This is a genomic window from Roseivivax halotolerans (assembly GCF_900115815.1).
GTDB lineage: Bacteria > Pseudomonadota > Alphaproteobacteria > Rhodobacterales > Rhodobacteraceae > Roseivivax > Roseivivax halotolerans.
In genome coordinates, this window is sequence record NZ_FOXV01000006.1 from 102,722 (window position 1) to 120,290 (window position 17,569).

The 17,569-nt window shown below is 66.6% G+C and carries 18 protein-coding genes; 15 read left to right on the top strand and 3 right to left on the bottom strand.

All coding sequences use genetic code 11. The annotated features are described in order from the left end of the window. Positions 1–37: 37 nt before the first annotated feature. Positions 38–724 carry a response regulator transcription factor gene (locus BM171_RS10080; RefSeq protein WP_093011424.1) on the bottom strand — a complete coding sequence of 229 codons (687 nt, stop codon included), beginning with the start codon at positions 722–724 and terminating at the stop codon, positions 38–40. A 120-nt stretch (positions 725–844) separates the two neighbouring features. Here BM171_RS10080 and ribA point away from each other — a divergent pair, with 120 nt between their 5' ends. From ribA to BM171_RS10145, 13 genes are all read left to right on the top strand, one after another. Continuing rightward, complete coding sequence (gene ribA, locus BM171_RS10085) at positions 845–1,939, top strand: GTP cyclohydrolase II (protein WP_245760226.1); 1,095 nt, start codon at positions 845–847, stop codon at positions 1,937–1,939. A 62-nt stretch (positions 1,940–2,001) separates the two neighbouring features. Next, positions 2,002–3,003, top strand: coding sequence for an LLM class flavin-dependent oxidoreductase (locus BM171_RS10090; RefSeq protein ID WP_093011427.1), 1,002 nt, complete (start codon positions 2,002–2,004; stop codon positions 3,001–3,003). Then, positions 3,000–3,509, top strand: coding sequence for a L,D-transpeptidase family protein (locus tag BM171_RS10095; RefSeq protein ID WP_093011430.1), 510 nt, complete (start codon positions 3,000–3,002; stop codon positions 3,507–3,509). The genes BM171_RS10090 and BM171_RS10095 overlap by 4 nt, the downstream gene beginning before the upstream one ends. After that, positions 3,506–4,087: a uracil-DNA glycosylase family protein gene (locus BM171_RS10100; protein WP_245760227.1), complete on the top strand. Its 582-nt coding sequence runs from the start codon at positions 3,506–3,508 to the stop codon at positions 4,085–4,087. The genes BM171_RS10095 and BM171_RS10100 overlap by 4 nt, the downstream gene beginning before the upstream one ends. Positions 4,088–4,224: 137 nt before the next feature. Further along, complete coding sequence (locus BM171_RS10105; RefSeq protein WP_093011436.1) at positions 4,225–5,394, top strand: DUF2235 domain-containing protein; 1,170 nt, start codon at positions 4,225–4,227, stop codon at positions 5,392–5,394. Between the two features lie 38 nt (positions 5,395–5,432). Then, on the top strand, positions 5,433–6,224 hold the full coding sequence (locus tag BM171_RS10110) for an SseB family protein (protein ID WP_093011439.1): 792 nt from the start codon (positions 5,433–5,435) through the stop codon (positions 6,222–6,224). An 87-nt stretch (positions 6,225–6,311) separates the two neighbouring features. Beyond that, complete coding sequence (locus BM171_RS10115; RefSeq protein WP_093011442.1) at positions 6,312–7,778, top strand: ABC transporter substrate-binding protein; 1,467 nt, start codon at positions 6,312–6,314, stop codon at positions 7,776–7,778. A 37-nt stretch (positions 7,779–7,815) separates the two neighbouring features. Then, positions 7,816–8,277 (top strand): GNAT family N-acetyltransferase, encoded by a 462-nt coding sequence (locus BM171_RS10120; RefSeq protein ID WP_175497531.1) that lies wholly within the window; start codon positions 7,816–7,818, stop codon positions 8,275–8,277. 19 nt (positions 8,278–8,296) lie between these two features. Next, positions 8,297–9,241 (top strand): ABC transporter permease, encoded by a 945-nt coding sequence (locus tag BM171_RS10125; protein WP_093011447.1) that lies wholly within the window; start codon positions 8,297–8,299, stop codon positions 9,239–9,241. Further along, a complete protein-coding gene (locus BM171_RS10130) occupies positions 9,238–10,053 on the top strand; it encodes an ABC transporter permease (RefSeq protein WP_093011450.1) in 816 nt (271 codons plus the stop codon). The genes BM171_RS10125 and BM171_RS10130 overlap by 4 nt, the downstream gene beginning before the upstream one ends. Further along, positions 10,050–11,654, top strand: a complete 1,605-nt coding sequence (locus tag BM171_RS10135) for an ABC transporter ATP-binding protein (protein WP_093011452.1) — start codon at positions 10,050–10,052, stop codon at positions 11,652–11,654. Before BM171_RS10130 ends, BM171_RS10135 begins: the two co-directional genes overlap by 4 nt. After that, a complete protein-coding gene (locus BM171_RS10140; protein WP_093011455.1) occupies positions 11,644–12,384 on the top strand; it encodes a glucose 1-dehydrogenase in 741 nt (246 codons plus the stop codon). Before BM171_RS10135 ends, BM171_RS10140 begins: the two co-directional genes overlap by 11 nt. After that, a complete protein-coding gene (locus BM171_RS10145; protein ID WP_093011458.1) occupies positions 12,368–13,387 on the top strand; it encodes a P1 family peptidase in 1,020 nt (339 codons plus the stop codon). The genes BM171_RS10140 and BM171_RS10145 overlap by 17 nt, the downstream gene beginning before the upstream one ends. Positions 13,388–13,447: 60 nt before the next feature. Here the strand turns inward: BM171_RS10145 and BM171_RS10150 are convergent, their stop codons facing one another. Then, a complete protein-coding gene (locus tag BM171_RS10150) occupies positions 13,448–14,725 on the bottom strand; it encodes an acetylornithine deacetylase/succinyl-diaminopimelate desuccinylase family protein (RefSeq protein ID WP_093011799.1) in 1,278 nt (425 codons plus the stop codon). Between the two features lie 39 nt (positions 14,726–14,764). Continuing rightward, positions 14,765–15,694, bottom strand: a complete 930-nt coding sequence (locus BM171_RS10155) for a DUF2125 domain-containing protein (RefSeq protein WP_175497532.1) — start codon at positions 15,692–15,694, stop codon at positions 14,765–14,767. Positions 15,695–15,759: 65 nt separating this feature from the next. On the opposite strand from BM171_RS10155, the gene BM171_RS10160 reads away from it, so the two are divergent. After that, positions 15,760–16,287: a gamma-glutamylcyclotransferase gene (locus BM171_RS10160; protein ID WP_093011464.1), complete on the top strand. Its 528-nt coding sequence runs from the start codon at positions 15,760–15,762 to the stop codon at positions 16,285–16,287. 68 nt (positions 16,288–16,355) lie between these two features. Continuing rightward, the gene (locus tag BM171_RS10165) at positions 16,356–17,567 is read left to right on the top strand and encodes a biopolymer transporter ExbB (RefSeq protein WP_093011467.1); all 1,212 of its coding nucleotides are present in this window, start codon (positions 16,356–16,358) and stop codon (positions 17,565–17,567) included. Positions 17,568–17,569 lie beyond the last annotated feature (2 nt).

Here is a 17,569-nt window from a genome sequence, read left to right on the forward strand (position 1 = left end):
GCGAGATCTCATCAGGTTCCCGCGTGCCGCAAACGGCTCAGGACATGAGCCGATATCCGCCACTCTCGGTGACGAGCAGACGCGCATTCGACGGATCTGGCTCGATCTTCTGGCGAAGCCGGTAGATGTGCGTTTCCAGCGTGTGGGTGGTCACGCCCGCATTGTAGCCCCAGACCTCATGCAAGAGCACGTCGCGCGGCACGACACCGTCGGGCGCTCTGTAGAGGAATTTCAGGATATTGGTTTCCTTCTCGGTCAGGCGAATCTTCTTTTCCGCCTCGTCCACGAGGATTTTCATCGCCGGACGGAAGGAATACGGCCCGAGCTGGAAGACCGCGTCTTCGGACTGCTCGTGCTGGCGCAGCTGTGCCCGGATACGGGCCAGCAGGACAGGAAACTTGAAGGGCTTGCTGACGTAATCGTTCGCGCCCGCATCGAGGCCGAGGATCGTGTCCGCGTCCGAGTCGTGCCCGGTCAGCATCAGCACGGGTGCCTTCACGCCTTGCTTTCGCATCAGCTTGCACAATTCGCGGCCATCGGTATCTGGCAACCCGACATCGAGAATGACAAGATCGTGGTGCTGCTCTTTGACCTTCTGCATGGCCTGGCTGCCGTTCTCTGCTTCGAAGACCTCGAAATCCTCGGTCAGAACGAGCTGCTCCGCGAGCGCTTCGCGCAGGTCATCATCGTCATCGACGAGAAGAATGTTTTTGAGTTGCGCCATTGGTGCGTCCTCCGTTTCTTGTGACAGAAATGTGAGCCGATGCGATCTGCTGCAAGTTTTGCTGCAAGTCTCTCACGTCGTCGTGTAAACGGCGCAGGATTATTACAGGATTGTAAGGACATGACCTCCGATCCCGCCTTCTCGCCCGACCTGACGGAGACGATTGCCCGCGCGCGCGGGGATCTGCGGATGGGCGTGCCGGTCGTCCTGCGCGCGCCCGAGGGGGCCGCGCTTGTCATGGCGGCCGAGACGTTGACCGAGGCGCGGCTTGCGGCGGCGCGCGGGCTGGCGCGGCCAGTGGATCTTGCGCTGACCGGGCGGCGGGCGACCACGCTCCGCGCGCGGGCCTATGACGGCGATATCGCGCGCGTGGCGCTCCCGCCCGATGCCGATCTCGGCTGGGTGCAGGCGCTGGCCGATCCCGCCGACGATCTCGCTCGCCCCATGAAAGGCCCGCTCGAGACGCGCCGCGAGGGCAGCGCGGAGCTGCACCGGCTTGCTCTGACGCTGGCCAAGTCCGCGCGCCTTCTGCCTGCGGCTCTGGTGGTGCCGCTCGGCGAGAACGCGCCACCCGGAGGCTTGACCACGATCGATGCCGGTCTTGCCGCGCCGCACCTGTCCCGCCTCGCGCCCTTGGAGCACGTCATCAGCGCGCGCGTGCCGCTCAAGCACGCAGAGCGCGCAAGGCTGCACATCTTCCGCCCCGAGGACGGCTCCGAGGAGCATTACGCGGTCGAGATCGGCAAGCCGGACCGGGACAAGCCGGTTCTGAGTCGCCTGCACTCTGCCTGCTTCACGGGGGATCTTCTGGGCTCGCTCAAATGCGATTGCGGCCCGCAGCTCAATGCTGCGCTCGCGCAGATGGGTGCCGAGGGCGAGGGCGTGCTGCTCTATCTCAACCAGGAGGGCCGGGGGATCGGGCTTGCCAACAAGATGCGGGCCTATGCGCTGCAAGATCAGGGCTTCGATACCGTCGAGGCGAACCATCGCCTCGGTTTCGAGGATGACGAGCGCGACTTCCGTCTGGGCGCGCAGATCCTTGCGCGTCTCGGTTTCGGCGCGGTGCGGCTTTTGACCAACAATCCCGCCAAGATCGCAAGGATGGAAGGCGAGGGGATCGTTGTGACCGAACGCGTGGCGCTCAAGGTCGGAGAGACGCGCTTCAATCATCATTACCTCGAGACCAAGGCGAAGAAGTCCGGTCACCTTCTCTGAACGTCGCCCCCCTTTGAACCGATCGGTTCAGCCCTTAGGTTCGAACCAACAGGAGGCGATCCATGCACTATTCCCTACTCGACCTTGCCCCGGTGCCCGAGGGCACGACCACGAGGGAGGCTCTCAAGAACCTCGGAGAGCTTGCCGAACATGCCGAACGGCTCGGCTATCACCGCTATTGGCTGGCAGAGCATCACAACATGCCGGGCATCGCATCGGCGGCGACGGCTGTCCTGATTGGCCATGTCGCGCAGCGCACCTCGCGGATGCGCGTCGGTGCGGGCGGGATCATGCTGCCGAACCATGCTCCGCTCGCCGTGGCCGAAGCCTTCGGTACACTCTCCGAACTCTATGACGGGCGGATCGACCTCGGGCTCGGACGCGCGCCGGGGGGAGACCAGATGGTGATGCAGGCGCTTGGCGTCACGCCCCAGCGCGCCGAGCAGTTCCCCGAGGAGGTGGCCGAACTCCTGCGCCTTTTCGGCCCGCACGAGCCTTCAGCGCCGATCAACGCTCATCCCGGCGCGGAGACAGGCGTGCCGCTCTGGATCCTCGGCTCCTCGCTTTATGGCGCACAGGTCGCGGCGCATTTCGGACTGCCCTATGCCTTCGCCTCGCATTTCGCGCCCGCCGCGCTGGAGCGGGCCTTCGAGGTCTATCGCGAGAGGTTCCAGCCGAGCGCCGCGTTCCCGCGACCGCACGCGATGCTGGCGGTGAACGTCTTCGGTGCGGATACCGAGGCAGAGGCCAAGCGGCTCAAGACTTCCATGCAGCAGGCGTTCTACCGGTTGCGGACCGGCCAGCCCGGGAAGCTGCCCGCGCCGGTGGACGATATCGGCGAGGTCATTCCCGCAGGCGCGCTGGCGCAGGTCGACGAGGCTTTGCGGATCTCGGCCACGGGCACGCCCGCGCAGGTCGAGCGGCAGCTTGACGAGTTGATCGCCCGTCACCGGCCTGACGAGGTTATTGTCACAGGGCAGATTCACGATCACGCGGCGCGAATGCGCTCATTCGAGATCGCGGCGGGTGCGCTCTCCAACCTCGAGCGGGCGAGCGCCGCATGAGGCCTGCCGACATGGTCCTGACCCAGCGCGGCCTGCGCTTTCGGGGGCGAACGATTCCGTGCGTGATCGGGCGGGGCGGGGTCAGGTCCGACAAGCGCGAAGGCGACGGCGCAACTCCGAGTGGCACACACCGGATTGTCGGGATGCTCTACCGTCCCGACCGGATCGCGCGGCCCGCGGACTGGGCCGTACCGATCCGGCCGGGCGATCTCTGGTCCGACGATCCCGGCCACGAGGATTACAACCTCATGGTCCGCACGCCATACCCGCACAGCCACGAGGCGCTGCGGCGCGCCGATCCGCTCTACGATCTCGTCATCCTGACAGATTGGAACTGGCCGCGCGCCGAAGCCGGGCGGGGATCGGCGATCTTCCTGCACCAATGGCGCAGGCCCGGCTATCCGACCGAAGGATGCGTCGCGTTCCGCCGCGAAGACCTGCACTGGATCGCCCCGCGCATCGGCTACGAGACCCGGCTCATCGTGCCCGAGGCGCTGGGCCGGTGAGCCTTGCCGATGAGATCCGAGCCTGCCGCCTTTGCGCGGATCGCTTCGCCGCGACGAAGACCGCACATGCGCCGCGCCCTGTCGCGTGGTTCGATCCCTCCGCCACGATCCTGGTCGCGGGACAAGCGCCGGGCATGCGGGTGCATCAGTCGGGCATTCCTTTCGACGATCCGTCCGGCGATCGCCTTCGTGACTGGCTCGGCATCGACCGGGAGACATTCTACGACCGGACCCGCATCGCCATCGTGCCGATGGCCTTCTGCTTTCCGGGCTACGATGCCAAGGGCTCCGATTTGCCGCCGCCGCGAATTTGCGGGCAGACCTGGCACGACCGGGTGATGTCGGCGCTGCCGAATATCCGCCTGCGCCTCATCGTCGGCGGCTACGCGCACCGGTATCACCTGGGCGTCAGGACGGGCGTGACCGAGACCGTGTCGCGGTGGCGCGACGCCGGGCAGGGAACCTTCCCTCTGCCGCATCCGTCCTGGCGCAACACCGCCTGGCTGAAGAAGAACCCCTGGTTCGAAGCCGACGTACTGCCTGCGCTCAGGGCCGGTGTATCCGAGGCGCTCGGCTGAAGCGCTTCTCGCGCTTGCCGCAGCGTAAGCTTCGTGGCAGGCTCTTCATCGCATATTCGATTTATTCATTTTGATGTGCGACCGCTTCTGCCTGCCGGCTGCTCGCGCGTATCCCGCGCCTCAGGAAGGTCATTTCGATGCCCCGGAACATCGTCATCCTGCTCGACGGCACGTCCAACGAGATCGAGAAATCCAAACACACCAATATCCTGCGGCTCTACGAATGCCTGCTGAAGCGAGACGATCAGATCGTCTATTACGATCCCGGCGTCGGCACGATCGGTGACGAGACCGCGTGGCTGCGCGTCTGGCGCAAGGCGCAGGAAATCTGGGGTATGGCGACGGGCTGGGGCCTCGATACCAACGTGAAGGAGGCGTATCGCTTTCTCGTGGAAACCTATGAGAAAGGCGAGGGCGGTGCGGATCGCGACCGTATCTATATTCTCGGCTTCTCGCGCGGCGCCTATTCCGCCCGCGTCCTTGCAGGCTTCATCCACGCTTTCGGCATCATGGAGCGGCGCAACCTCAATCTGCTCGACTACGCCTATCGCGCCTACAAGCGCATCGGGGAGGATGGCGACGACGATGCCTTCGCCGAGATCCGCCTGTTCGAGAAGTTTCTCGATCCCGACCGCCCGCCGATCCGGTTTCTCGGTCTCTTCGATACCGTCGCCTCGGTGATCGAATGGGGCCGCATCGCGCCCCGTCTGAAATCTCATGCCTTTACGAAGACCAACCCCAGCGTGGAGAGCGTGCGCCACGCCGTCGCGATAGATGAACGTCGGACCATGTTCCGCGCGAAGCTCTGGCCCGAGGGCGGGCTCTTCAAGCGGCACCGGTTCATGAAGGACGAGGACGCCGCGCCGCAGGACGCGCGGGAGGTCTGGTTCACCGGCGTGCATGGCGATGTCGGCGGGGGCTATCCTGAAGCGGAGTCGGGTCTGGCGAAGCTGCCGCTTCTCTGGATGATCCTCGAGGCGCAGCGCCAAGGGGCCGGGTTCTGGACGCAGAGCGTCAATCGCATCGCGTGCGGCGACGGCGAGGGATATGTCCCGCCCGATCCACTGGGCAAGACGCATAATTCCATGACCCCCGGCTGGAAGCCGCTCGAGATCCTGCCGCGCCGGCAGCCCGAAGGATCGCGCCGGCCGAGCCTTGGCGGATGGTATCTGCCGCTCTGCGATCCGCGCACGATCCCGGACAACGCGCGTATCCACGCCGCCGTCATCGCGCGGGCCGAAGCACGGGGGCGCTGGCCCAAGGCGCTGCCATCGACATATCGTGTGGAGGAGACGGACGGGGCGTGAGGCTTGTTTCGCGCGCATTGCCCGGCTAACTCGCAGTCATGGAAAGCGATACCCCCCTCGATCAGGCCTTCGCGGCCATGGAGGCCGCGCCTGAAAGCGACGCGGCCCGTCTTCGCTTTTACGAGCGGCTGGCCGACACGGAGCTGAATCTCCTTCTGAAAACCGAACCCACGGCCGAAACCCTCGATCCCGAGGTGTTCGAGGTCGATGGAACGTCCTTCGTTCTGGTCTTCGATACCGATGCGCGGCTTGCGGGTTTCGTCGGCCGCGCCGCGCCCTATGCCGCTCTGCCGGGCCGCGTGATCGCGCAGATGCTCGCGGGGCAGGGCGCGGGCCTCGGGCTCAATCTCGATGTTGCACCGTCAGCCTACCTCATCCCGCCCGACGCGGTGGCGTGGCTTGCCGAAACGCTGGGTCACGGCCCCGAGGAAGGCGCGGCGAAACCATCGGAGCTCTTCGCGCCGAGCGATCTTCCCGAAGCGCTCCTTACCGCGCTCGACGGGAAACTCGGCCGTGCGGCTGACCTTGCGCGCAAGGCCTATCTCGCCGCCGTCAGCTACGATGATGGCAGCCGCGGACACATGCTCGGTATCACCGGCGCGAAAGACGGCGCCGAAGCGCCGCTCGCCCGCGCGGTGAACGAGGCGCTGGTATTCTCCGGGATCGAAGCAGGCGCGCTCGACGTGGTATTCCTGTCAGAGACCGATCCCTTCACCGCGCGCATCGCGCGGGTCGGTCTGCGCTTCGACCTTCCCGAACCGCAGGAGCCACAGCGCGCGGCACCGGCCGCGCCGGGAAGCGACCCCAGCAAGCCGCCGCGCCTGCGCTAAGGGGCGCTTTCCCGCCTCGGCGCTTGATCGTCGCGGCGAATGAATCAAGGATGCGCCCAAGACAACAGAGCCCGAGGAGGCCCGCCCATGTTCCGCCGCACACTGACCGCGCTCGCCCTCGTCGCGAGCCCAGCGCTCGCGCAAGAGACCGATCTGACCATCGCGATCCAGCTCGAGCCGCCGCATCTCGACCCGACCTCGGCCGCAGCGGGCGCCATCGACAGCGTGCTTTATTCCAACGTTTTCGAAGGGCTGACCCGCTTTGCCGCTGATGGCTCCGTCGAGCCCGCGCTCGCAGAGGATTGGAAGATTTCCGAGGACGGAACCACCTACACCTTCACTCTGCGCGAGGGCGTGAGCTTCCACGACGGCAGCGACTTCACGGCGGAGGATGTGAAGTTCACCCTCGACCGCGCCCGCGCCGAGGACAGCGTGAACGCGCAGAAGGCGCTGTTCGAGGGGATCTCCGAGGTGAACGTCGTCGATCCGCAGACCGTTGAGATCGTGCTGTCGCAGCCCGACGGCAACTTCCTCTTCAACCTTGCCTGGGGCGATGCCGTGATCGTCGCCGAAGAGAGCATCGAGAACATCAAGTCAAACCCGGTCGGCACCGGGCCGTTCACCTTCTCCGAATGGGTGCAGGGCGATCGGGTCGAGCTGGCGCGCAATTCCGACTACTGGGGCGAGGCCCCGTCCCTCGAAGCCGCGACGATCAAGTTCATCTCTGATCCGACCGCCGCTTTCGCCGCGATGATGGCGCAGGATATCGACGCTTTCGCTGGCTACCCCGCGCCCGAGAACCTGCCGCAATTCGAGGCCGATCCGCGCTTCCAGGTGATCGTCGGCTCAACCGAGGGCGAGACGATCCTTGCGATGAACAACGCCGAGGAGCCGTTCAACGACCCCGAAGTGCGTGAAGCCGTGGCCCATGCCATCGACCGGCAGGCGATCATCGATGGCGCGATGTTCGGCCAGGGCACGCCGATCGGCACGCATTTCGCGCCGCACAATCCCGATTACGTCAACCTGACGGATCTGTCGCCCTACGATCCCGAGATCGCCCGCCAGCTTCTGGCCGATGCGGGCTACGAAGAAGGGTTCTCGACCACGCTCAAGCTACCGCCGCCGTCTTATGCGCGGCGCGGCGGCGAGATCATCGCAGCGCAGCTTCGCGAGGTCGGTATCGAGACGGAGATCACCAATCTCGAATGGGCCCAGTGGCTCGAGGAAGTCTTCCGCGGCAAGGATTTCGGCCTGACCATCGTCAGCCATACCGAGCCCTTCGATATCGGGATCTACGCGCGCCCGGATTACTACTTCTCCTACGACAATCCCGAGTTCCAGGAACTGATGGCGACCCTGACCGCGACGACCGATCCCGCCGAGCGTTCCTCGCTGGTGGCCGACGCGCAGCGCATGATCTCGGAAGATTACGTCAACGCCTACCTCTTCCAGCTGGCCTATCCGACCGTCGCCGATGCGCGGCTTCGCGGCCTCTGGGAGAACCAGCCGACCCAAGCCAACCCGCTGGCCGGTGTCAGCTGGAGCGAGTGAGCGTTCGGCTGCGGCGGGCACCAGACGGAGAGGCATCATGCGGATCAGGCCGACACACCCGGACGATGTGACGGGGATCAGCGAGATGCTGACGGCGCTTGCCGATGCCGGCAAGCGCACCCGTCCGAGCGATCCCGATTTCGTGCGCTCGACCTATGTGGAGAACGATGCGCTCGTCTCGAGCCATGTCGCCGAGGGCGAAAGCGGGCGCATTCTGGGACTTCAGGTCGTCATCCTCGCCGGGCCGGACGACCCTTTCGGCGTGCCAGAGGGTTATGGCTCCATCGGCACGCATGTGGCACCCGATGCCGGCCGTCGGGGGATCGGATCGCGTCTCTTCGAGGCGACGGAGGCCGTGGTTCGCCAGTCCGGGCTGCCCGCGGCTGATGCGAGCATCGCGGACGACAACGCCGAGGGGCTCCAGTATTACGAGGCGATGGGATTCCGGACCGACCGGGAAGGCGCGGGCCGGATCGTAAAGCGCCTGTCCTTCGCGTGATGCCGCGCCGGATTCGCGCATGTTGAGATACGCCCTGAACCGCCTGGTCTCGCTCGGGCTGAGCCTCATCGTGGCCTCGCTCGTGATCTTCCTCGTCGTGGAGGTCGCGCCCGGCGATCCGGCGAGTTTCATGCTCGGCATCAACGCGCAGCCCGACACGGTGGCGGCGCTCCAGGCCGAGCTCGGGCTCGATGTGCCGAAATGGCAGCGTTACCTGACCTGGGTCGGCGGCATGCTGACGGGCGATTTCGGCACCTCCTACACCTACCGCACCCCGGTGTCGGAGATGGTCGCGGATCGGCTCTGGATCTCCCTGCCTCTCGCGCTCTACGCCTTGGCGCTGTCGACCGCGCTGGCCTTTCCCGCCGCGCTCTATGCCGCCTCGCGTCGGGGCCGCCCCGGCGACATGGCGGTGATGGGAGCGACGCAGCTCGGTATCGCGGTGCCGAATTTCTGGTTCGCGATGCTGCTGGTCCTCCTCTTCGCGATCAATCTCGGCTGGTTCTCCGCGGGGGGCTTTCCGGGCTGGGACGATCCTCTTGCCGCGATGAAGGCGCTGACGCTTCCCGCCATCGCGCTTGCCCTGCCGCAGGCGGCGATCCTCGCGCGGGTCATGCGCTCCGCGCTCATCGACATCATGGCCGAGGATTTCATGCGGACGGCCCGGGCCAAGGGCCTGACACGCAGCCAGACGCTCTGGCGGCACGGTGTCCGTAACGCGCTGATCCCGGTTCTGACGATCATCGGGCTGCAATTCTCCTTCCTGCTCGCGGGTGCGATCATCATCGAGCAGGTCTTTTTCCTGCCGGGCCTCGGGCGGCTGATCTTCCAGGCCATCTCCCAGCGTGATCTGATCGTCGTCGAAAGCGTCGTGATGCTTCTCGTTTTCGCGGTGATCCTCGTGACCTTCCTGACGGATCTGGCCTATGCGGCGGTCGATCCGCGGCTGAGGCGGCGGGCATGATGCGTCGTCTCGCCCCCGGCGCGGCGCTGAGCGCGGTCTTCGTGATCGCGGCGCTCCTGTCCTTCCTGTGGACGCCCTACGCGGTCGACGGGATGGCCATCGCGAACCGCTTGCAGCCGCCGTCGGCGGCGCACCTTCTTGGCACGGATCACTTCGGGCGGGACATCCTGTCAATGATCATGGTCGGCGCGCGCACCTCCATCGCGGTGGCGCTGGTCGCGGTCGGGATCGGCATGGGGCTCGGCGTGCCTCTGGGCCTCGCGGCTGCGGCGCGGCATGGCGGCCTTCTCGACGAACTCATCATGCGCGGCAACGATCTGGTCTTCGCCTTTCCGAGCCTTGTCATCGCGATTCTCATCACGGCCATCGCGGGCCCTTCTGCGGTCAACGCGATCATCGCGATCGGCATCTTCAACGTGCCGGTCTTCGCGCGGCTGACCCGCGGCGCGGCGCTGGCGCTCTGGTCGCGGGATTTCATTCTGGCGGCCCAGGTCGCGGGCAAGGGCCGTGCACGGATCTCTCTCGAGCATATCCTGCCGAACGTGACGAACCTCCTGATCGTGCAGGGAACCATCCAGTTCTCGCTCGGCATTCTGGCGGAAGCTGCGCTGTCCTATGTCGGCCTCGGCGCGCAGCCGCCGATCCCGTCCTGGGGCCGGATGCTTGCCGACGCGCAGACGATGGTCGCGATGGCCCCTCATGTCGCGCTGATGCCGGGGCTCGCGATCGTGCTGACAGTGCTTGGCCTCAACCTTCTGGGCGATGGCTTGCGCGACGCGCTCGATCCCAAGCTTGGCGAGGGGCGGGCATGAACGTGCTGTCGGTCGAGGCCCTCTCGGTCCGCATCGGCGCGGCAGAAATCCTGCGCGATGTCTCCCTGACCGTCGCGCCCGGCGAGATCGTCGCGCTGACCGGCGAAAGCGGGTCCGGCAAATCCATGACCGCGCTTGCGACGATGGGTCTTCTGCCTCGCGCGGCCGAGGCGTCAGGTGAGATCCGTGTCGGAGGCGCTCGGATTTTGCACCGGCCCGAAGCCGCGCTGTGCCGGATGCGCGGTGCGGAGATGGGCATGGTCTTCCAGGAACCGATGACCGCGCTCAACCCGGTGCAGACCATCGGGCGGCAAGTGTCCGAGACCGTGCGCCTGCACAAGGGCGCGTCCTCCGCACAGGCGAAAGAGCTGGCCCGCGCCGCGCTCGACCGCGTGGGCCTGACCGAGATCCCGCTCGATCGTTATCCGCATGAGCTCTCTGGCGGGCAGCGCCAACGCGTCGTGATCGCGATGGCGACCGTGCTGCGCCCGAAGCTCCTGATCGCGGACGAGCCGACCACGGCGCTCGACGTGACGACGCAGGCGCGCATCCTCGATCTTTTGCGCGGGCTCGCGCGGGACGAGGGCATGGGACTGCTGCTCATCACCCACGATCTCGCTGTCGTGCATGGCATCGCGGACCGGCTCGCGGTGATGAAGGCGGGCGAGATCGTCGAGGCGGGACCGACCGCCGATGTCTTCGCGGCGCGCGCGCATCCCTATACCGCCGCGCTCTTCGCCGCGTCCGGACACCGCGCCAGCTTGACCTCGCGCGCGGCGGACGCACCGCTTCTGTCGGTCGACGGCCTCGATCAGAGCTATGCCTTGCCGCGGACGAGCCTCTTCGGTGCGCGGCCGCGCTTCCCCGCGCTGAAGGGCGTCTCGCTCGAGATCCGAGCGGGTGAGCGGGTTGGGCTCGTCGGCGAGTCGGGCTCCGGCAAATCGACGCTGACCCGCGCGATACTGGGGCTCGAGACGCCCGACCGGGGCGAGATCCGTCTCGGCGGCGCGGCGATCGTGCCCGGCGCAACACTGGCCGAGACGCGGGCGGATATGCAGGTCGTCTTCCAGGATCCCTATGGCAGCTTCAATCCGCGCCACCGGGTCGAGCGGCTCGTGGCCGAACCTTTTCACCTCATGGCCGATCCGCCGCGCGGCGCGGCGCGTCAGCAGGCAGTGGCGGACGCGCTCGAGGCCGTGGGGCTGAAGCCCGAGGACGCACGCCGCTACATCCACGCCTTCTCGGGTGGGCAGCGTCAGCGCATCGCCATCGCGCGCGCGCTCATCACCCGGCCGAAATTCATCATCTTCGACGAGGCGGTCTCGGCGCTCGACGTGCGGGTGCGCGCGCAGATCCTCGACCTGATTGCCCGCCTCTCGGACGAATACGGGCTTGCCTATCTCTTCATCAGCCATGACCTTTCCGTGGTGCGGGGGATCACGACGCGGGTGCTGGTGCTGAGGCGCGGCGAGATCGTCGAGGAGGGGCCGACCGAAGAGGTCATGGGCGCGCCGCGCCATCCCTATACGCAAGAGCTGATCGCGGCCGCGCCGCGTCTGCCGGAAGATCAGGCCCGAACGGAGGAGAGCCATGCGACTTGAAGGAAAACGCGCCATCGTTACCGGTGGCGGCTCGGGCTTCGGCGCAGGTATCGCGCGCGCCTTCGCCGCCGAAGGGGCACGGGTCATGGTGGCCGACATCAACGAAGAAGCCTCGCGCGCCGTTGCCGCCGAGGTGAATGGCGTTGCGGCCCGCGCGGATGTGGCCTCGGGCCCGAGCGTCGATGCGATGGTGCGCCGTGCGCGCGAAGTGATGGGCGGTGTCGACATCCTGGTGAACAATGCCGGGATCACGCACATGCCGACGCCGCTGGAGGATGTCTCCGAAGAGGAGTTCGACCGTGTCTTCGCGGTCAATTGCAAATCGGTCTACCTGACCGCGCGCGCGGTGGTGCCGCTGATGAAGGAGAGCGGTGCGGGCGCCATCGTGAACATCGCGTCTACCGCCGGCCTCTCGCCACGCCCGAAGCTCAATTGGTACAACGCCTCGAAAGGCTGGATGATCACCGCGACAAAGACAATGGCCGTGGAACTCGCGCCCTCCGGCATCCGTGTGAACGCACTCTGCCCCGTTGCGGGGGAAACGCCGCTTCTTGTGTCTTTTCTTGGCGAGGACACGCCCGAGATGCGTGCGAAATTCCTCGCCACGATCCCGATCGGACGCTTCTCGACGCCCGAGGATCTGGGCCGCGCGGCGCTGTTTCTGGCCTCCGACGAGGCGTCGATGATCACCGGCACTGCGATGGAGGTCGACGGTGGCCGCTGCATCTGAGCCGAAGACGGGCCCGCGCAATACCATCACCGACGTGACGGGGCTGCATGTGGGAAGCGCCGAGGACCGTCGCCTGAAATCGGGCGTGACCGTCCTGACGGCGGGTTCGCCCTTCACGGCGTCGGTCGCGGTGATGGGCGGTGCGCCGGGCACGCGGGAGACCGACCTTCTGGCGCCCGACAAGACCGCGCCCGGCGTCGATGCGCTGGTCCTCTCGGGCGGATCGGCCTTCGGCCTCGCGGCGGCTCAGGGAGTGATGGACGCGCTCGCAGAGGCCGGGCGGGGCTTTGCCGTCCTGTCGGCGCGGGTGCCCATCGTGCCCGCGGCGATCCTCTTTGACCTCTTGAACGGCGGCGAGAAAGGCTGGGGCGAGAACCCTTATCCGGCGCTCGGCCGGGCCGCCCTCGGTGCCGCTGGCGCGGACGTCTCGCTGGGATCCGTCGGGGCGGGAGCCGGCGCGCAGACCGCTCAGGTCAAAGGCGGGCTCGGCTCTGCCTCGCTGGTGCTGGACAGCGGAGTAACCGTCGGCGCGCTCGTGGCCGTGAACCCGATGGGCTGCGTGACGACGCCGTCGGGTCGGCACTTTCACGCGGCCCCGTTCGAGATCGGCGCCGAATTCGGCGGTCTTGGGCCCGACCCCGCACGCGGGCTGCAAATGGCTCCGCCCTCGAAGAAGCTCGCGGCGATGGCGAGCCTTGGAAACACGACGATCGGTGTCGTCGCGACGGATGCGGCACTTGATAAAGCGCAATGCCACCGTATGGCGATCGCCGCACATGACGGGCTGGGCCGCGCGATCATGCCCGCGCATTCGCCTCTCGATGGCGATCTCATCTTCGGGGCCTCGACCGGCGCGCAAGCCCTGTCCGATCCGGCGGGCGAGCTTGCCGCAATCGGCCATGCGGGTGCGATCTGCATGGCGCGCGCCATCGCGCGGGCGATCTGGGAGGCCAGTCCCGAGCCGGGCGATCTGCTGCCGACCTTCCGCGAGACGTTGGGCTGAGATGCGAGGGGCCAGCCCCTCGCGCTCCCCGCGGGTATTTGGGCCAATCCAAAGAGACAGTCAGTCCGTAAGCAGGAGCTTCTCGAGCACCCGGGCCATCACGCGGGCGCTTTCGAGCATGTCCGTGACCGAGATCCATTCGTCCGGCTTGTGGGCCAGCTCCAGCTTCCCCGGCCCGTAAGCCACGCAGTTCTTCAGACGGCCGATGCGGTCGATATGTTTCTGGTCGTAGCTCCCCGGTGAGGCCACATGCTGGGCCTTCGACCCGAGCGTCTCGGCGATGGCGGCTTCGAGCGTCATGACCACCGGCGCGGCAGGATCGGTCATGGAGGGGATGACGCGATTGATCTCGCGCAGCTCGTAATCGAAATTCGCGCGCCGCGCTTTCAGCCCGTCGAGAAGGCCGCGCATCTCTGCCTCGACCGCCTCGATGCCCTCCTCGATCAGGAAGCGGCGGTCGATGGTGATCCGGCAGCTGTCCGGTACACAGTGAACGGGCAGGGAGGTGCTGTCCTCTGGCTCTTCCGGCTGGCCGCCATGAATCGCGTTGATGTTCATGGTCGACGAGCGCGCGCCATCGGGAATGACCGGCATCTCGGTGCGCCGCGCGGCAAGGGCCGGAAAGAGGTCGCGTTCGAACGCGTCTAGAACCGCGCCCATGTGCCGGATCGCGCAATCGCCAAGGAAAGGCATCGCGCCGTGGGCGATTTCGCCCTTCGTTTCGATCTCGGCCCACCAGCCGCCACGATGGCCGAGGCAGATCCGATCCTTGCCGAGAGGTTCGGGGATGATGACGTGATGCACGCGGTCCGGATCGAACCAGCCCTGTTCGGCAAGATAGGCAACCCCGCCATAGCCGCCCGATTCCTCGTCCGCCGTGCCGGAAATCTCGATCGCGCCCGCGAAATCGGGATGCTCGATCAGGAACGCCTCGGCGGCGAGGATCGAGGCGGCAAGCCCGCCTTTCATGTCGCAGGCACCGCGCCCGTAAATCCGGTCGCCGTCTAGCTCTGCGCCGAACGGGTCTCGGGTCCAACCGGCGCCCACTTCCACGACGTCGATATGGCTGTTGAAATGCACGCATTGTCCGGGCCGCGCGCCTTCGCGCCGCGCGACGAGGTTCCAGCGGGGATACGCGTCGCTATCGCCCGGCGCGCCCGTCGCACGGACCAGGTGCGTCTCGAACCCGGACAGTGCGAGCCGTGTTGCCAGATCTTCGCAAATATCGCGGTAATGCGCACCGGGCGGGTTCAGCGTGGGCACGCGCAACAGGCTTTGCGTCAGCGCGATCAAGTCGTCGCGCGCATCCTCGATGCGGGTGGCCAGCCGGTCGGTCATGGCCATACTCTCAGGTCTTGGCGCGCCGCGCGCAAGCGCTCAGGAGCGTGGCAGAGCGGGAATGCGTCCCAGCGGCAGAGGCCCGAGCCTGACGCGACCGTCGTCGATCCGCAACTCGGCACTCGGATTGCCGCCGCCGGAGATCCGGCCGAGCACCGAGAGAACATTTTGCAGCGGCGGAACCAGGATGGCGGGAAGCCGGCCGCTCTCCTGCGCCTCCTCGAGAAGCGCCTCCCAGTCTTCGGCGCGCAGCGCCAGTGTGCCGGTGGCACGACCATCGCTGCCGAATGACAGAGGCCCGGACAACGCAACGCGGCCCGCACCATCGGCATATTCGAGCGTGGAGAGGTCGATCTCGCGCAGCGTTCGAGGATCGGTCGGATCACTGGTGCCGAGCATGGCGTTCAACGTCACACGGGCGTCCGTGGCAGCGGCGTCCGCGCTTTCGGCCGGATAGGCATTGAAAGCCGCGCGCCACATCTCGGGGCCGCCCGAGGATTGCAGCGCAGCTGTCATCTGGGCGAGGTGAACGGACCCGGCTTCGTTATGCGCGAGGCTGATTGCGCCGCTTTCGGCGGCGACGCGATCGAGGCGGCCCTCCTGCCACACCGCGCTGGCCCGAAGACCTTCGCCGTCGATGCGCCAGGTGGTTCCGCCGCGCTCGACAATCTGCTCGCCGGATGCCGCGACGATGAGGTGGTTCGGGCGGTAGACAAGGCGCATGACCTGCAATTCGGGCACCTGCCAGCGGGGCCCGTCCTCGGGCGCGAGCACCAAGTCCGAGAAGCGCGCATCGAGGCGGTTGGGAAATCCTCTGACAGCGATCTCGGACGCCTCGGCGGTCCAGCCTTCGGCGCGGCGGGCCTCGAACCAGGTATCGATCTCGGCGCGCAACGCGCGGGCCTGCCAGACCCAGAGTCCCGACCAAAGAAGGGCGGCCAGGATGACGGCGAGTGTCAGTCTCTTCACGGGGGATGCCTTTCCTGCACGTGCGATCCGTGTTTAGAGCCATGCCAGGCAAAGGACCAGAAACCATGACGCTTTGGGTCTTCGGATACGGATCACTTCTTTGGAACCCGGGCTTCGAGGTGATCGAGCAGGTGCCGGCGCGGCTCTCGGGGTATCGGCGGAGCTTCTGCATGCGCTCGATCCACCATCGCGGCACACCGGAAGAGCCAGGCCTGGTTCTTGCGCTCGACGCATCGGACGAGGCGCATTGCGACGGCCTGGCACTGGCCGCCGCGCCTGACCAGAGCGAAGCGGTCCTCGCCTACCTGCGCGAGCGGGAGCTTGTCTCGGCGGCCTATCTCGAACGTCTTTTGCCGCTCGCCCTCGAAGATGGGCGCGACGTGACGGCGCTCGTCTATGTGATCGACCCCGATCATGTGCAATATTGCGCGCTCGATCTGGAGGAACAGGCACAGATCATCGCACAGGCTGTCGGGGGCCGCGGGCCGAACAGTGAATATCTCTATAACACCTCCGCGCATCTGGAGACTTTGGGCCTGCCCGATGCAGAGCTGCAATGGCTGGACAAACGGGTGCGTGAGTTGACCGCATAAACCTTTCCTTGACTGGGCAAGGCGTCTAACCTTCGCCCAACGATAACCGAGCGTCAGGAGCGATCCCCTTGGATCAACCGGACCTAGAGGCCGAGCCGCATTTTTCGCAACCGCTGCGCCAGGTGTTCCTGATGCTGGCGGTGCTTGGCCTGTCGGCCTTCGGCGCGATCATGGCCTTGCCTTCGGTGCTGCCGGTCTTCCAAGCCAATCCCTATCTCAACGGCTTCATCCTGTTCGTCTTCGGGATCGGGGTGCTCGCGTGTTTCTGGCAGGTGGTGCAGCTGATGTACTCGGTCCGCTGGATCGAGGATTTCGTGCACGGCAAGGCCAAGGCGGGGCGCGCGCCGCAGCTGCTGGCTCCGCTTGCAACGCTCTTGCGGGCACGCGGTCGGCGGATGAAGATTGCCACGACGTCGAGCCGGTCGATCCTTGACTCGGTCGCGCAGCGGATCGACGAGGCGCGGGAAATCACCCGCTACATCGTCTCGCTGCTGATCTTTCTTGGACTTCTCGGCACGTTCTGGGGGCTTGCAACGACGGTTCCGGCGCTCGTGGATACGATCCGCGGGCTTGCCCCGCAGGAGGGCGAGAGCGGAACGGATGTTTTCTCGCGGCTCATCGGCGGGCTGGAAAGCCAGCTCGGCGGCATGGGGATCGCGTTTGCCTCCTCGCTTCTGGGGCTGGCAGGATCGCTGATCGTGGGGCTCCTCGAGCTTTTCGCGGGGCATGGCCAGAACCGCTTCTATCGCGAGCTCGAGGAATGGCTGTCGTCGATCACGCGGATCGGCGTGTCGGCCGGGGATGGCGAAGGCGCGGGCGAGATGTCGGGCGCGGCCTTGGCGCTCGAGCAGGTGGCCGATCAGCTCGACGGAATGCAGAGGCTTTATGCCCGCTCCGAGGATGGGCGCTCTGAGATCGAGGGGCGTCTTGCACAACTGGCGGACAGCGTGGAGCGCATGACCGAGCGGATCGAGGCCTCCTCGCCGTCTGCAGCGACCTTCGCGCGACTCGCGGACGGGCAGGAACGGCTGATCGAGGCATTGTCGCACCAGGAAGAGACCGGGCTCGACGCCGAAAGCCGGATGCGTCTGCGGTCGATCGACGTTCAGATGCTGCGTATCCTCGAAGAGATGTCCGCGGGCCGGCAGGAGAGCATGGCAGAGATCCGCACCGATCTGGCCGCGCTCAGCCGCGTTCTGGGGCAGATGAGCCGCCAGCAAGGGCGTTCGGGCGATACGCCAACACGGCCGCAGCGCGTCACCCGTCGGCAGGAGGGCTGAGT

Excerpts from the sequence above, each read along its gene's own strand:
- BM171_RS10105 (WP_093011436.1), top strand. The coding sequence starts at position 4,225 with ATGCCCCGGAACATCGTCATCCTGCTCGACGGCACGTCCAACGAGATC.
- BM171_RS10135 (WP_093011452.1), top strand. The coding sequence starts at position 10,050 with ATGAACGTGCTGTCGGTCGAGGCCCTCTCGGTCCGCATCGGCGCGGCA.
- BM171_RS10150 (WP_093011799.1), bottom strand. The coding sequence starts at position 14,725 with ATGACCGACCGGCTGGCCACCCGCATCGAGGATGCGCGCGACGACTTG.
- BM171_RS10160 (WP_093011464.1), top strand. The coding sequence starts at position 15,760 with ATGACGCTTTGGGTCTTCGGATACGGATCACTTCTTTGGAACCCGGGC.
- BM171_RS10110 (WP_093011439.1), top strand. The coding sequence starts at position 5,433 with ATGGAAAGCGATACCCCCCTCGATCAGGCCTTCGCGGCCATGGAGGCC.
- BM171_RS10140 (WP_093011455.1), top strand. The coding sequence starts at position 11,644 with ATGCGACTTGAAGGAAAACGCGCCATCGTTACCGGTGGCGGCTCGGGC.
- BM171_RS10130 (WP_093011450.1), top strand. The coding sequence starts at position 9,238 with ATGATGCGTCGTCTCGCCCCCGGCGCGGCGCTGAGCGCGGTCTTCGTG.
- BM171_RS10080 (WP_093011424.1), bottom strand. The coding sequence starts at position 724 with ATGGCGCAACTCAAAAACATTCTTCTCGTCGATGACGATGATGACCTG.
- BM171_RS10090 (WP_093011427.1), top strand. The coding sequence starts at position 2,002 with ATGCACTATTCCCTACTCGACCTTGCCCCGGTGCCCGAGGGCACGACC.
- BM171_RS10095 (WP_093011430.1), top strand. The coding sequence starts at position 3,000 with ATGAGGCCTGCCGACATGGTCCTGACCCAGCGCGGCCTGCGCTTTCGG.
- ribA (WP_245760226.1), top strand. The coding sequence starts at position 845 with ATGACCTCCGATCCCGCCTTCTCGCCCGACCTGACGGAGACGATTGCC.
- BM171_RS10125 (WP_093011447.1), top strand. The coding sequence starts at position 8,297 with ATGTTGAGATACGCCCTGAACCGCCTGGTCTCGCTCGGGCTGAGCCTC.
- BM171_RS10115 (WP_093011442.1), top strand. The coding sequence starts at position 6,312 with ATGTTCCGCCGCACACTGACCGCGCTCGCCCTCGTCGCGAGCCCAGCG.
- BM171_RS10120 (WP_175497531.1), top strand. The coding sequence starts at position 7,816 with ATGCGGATCAGGCCGACACACCCGGACGATGTGACGGGGATCAGCGAG.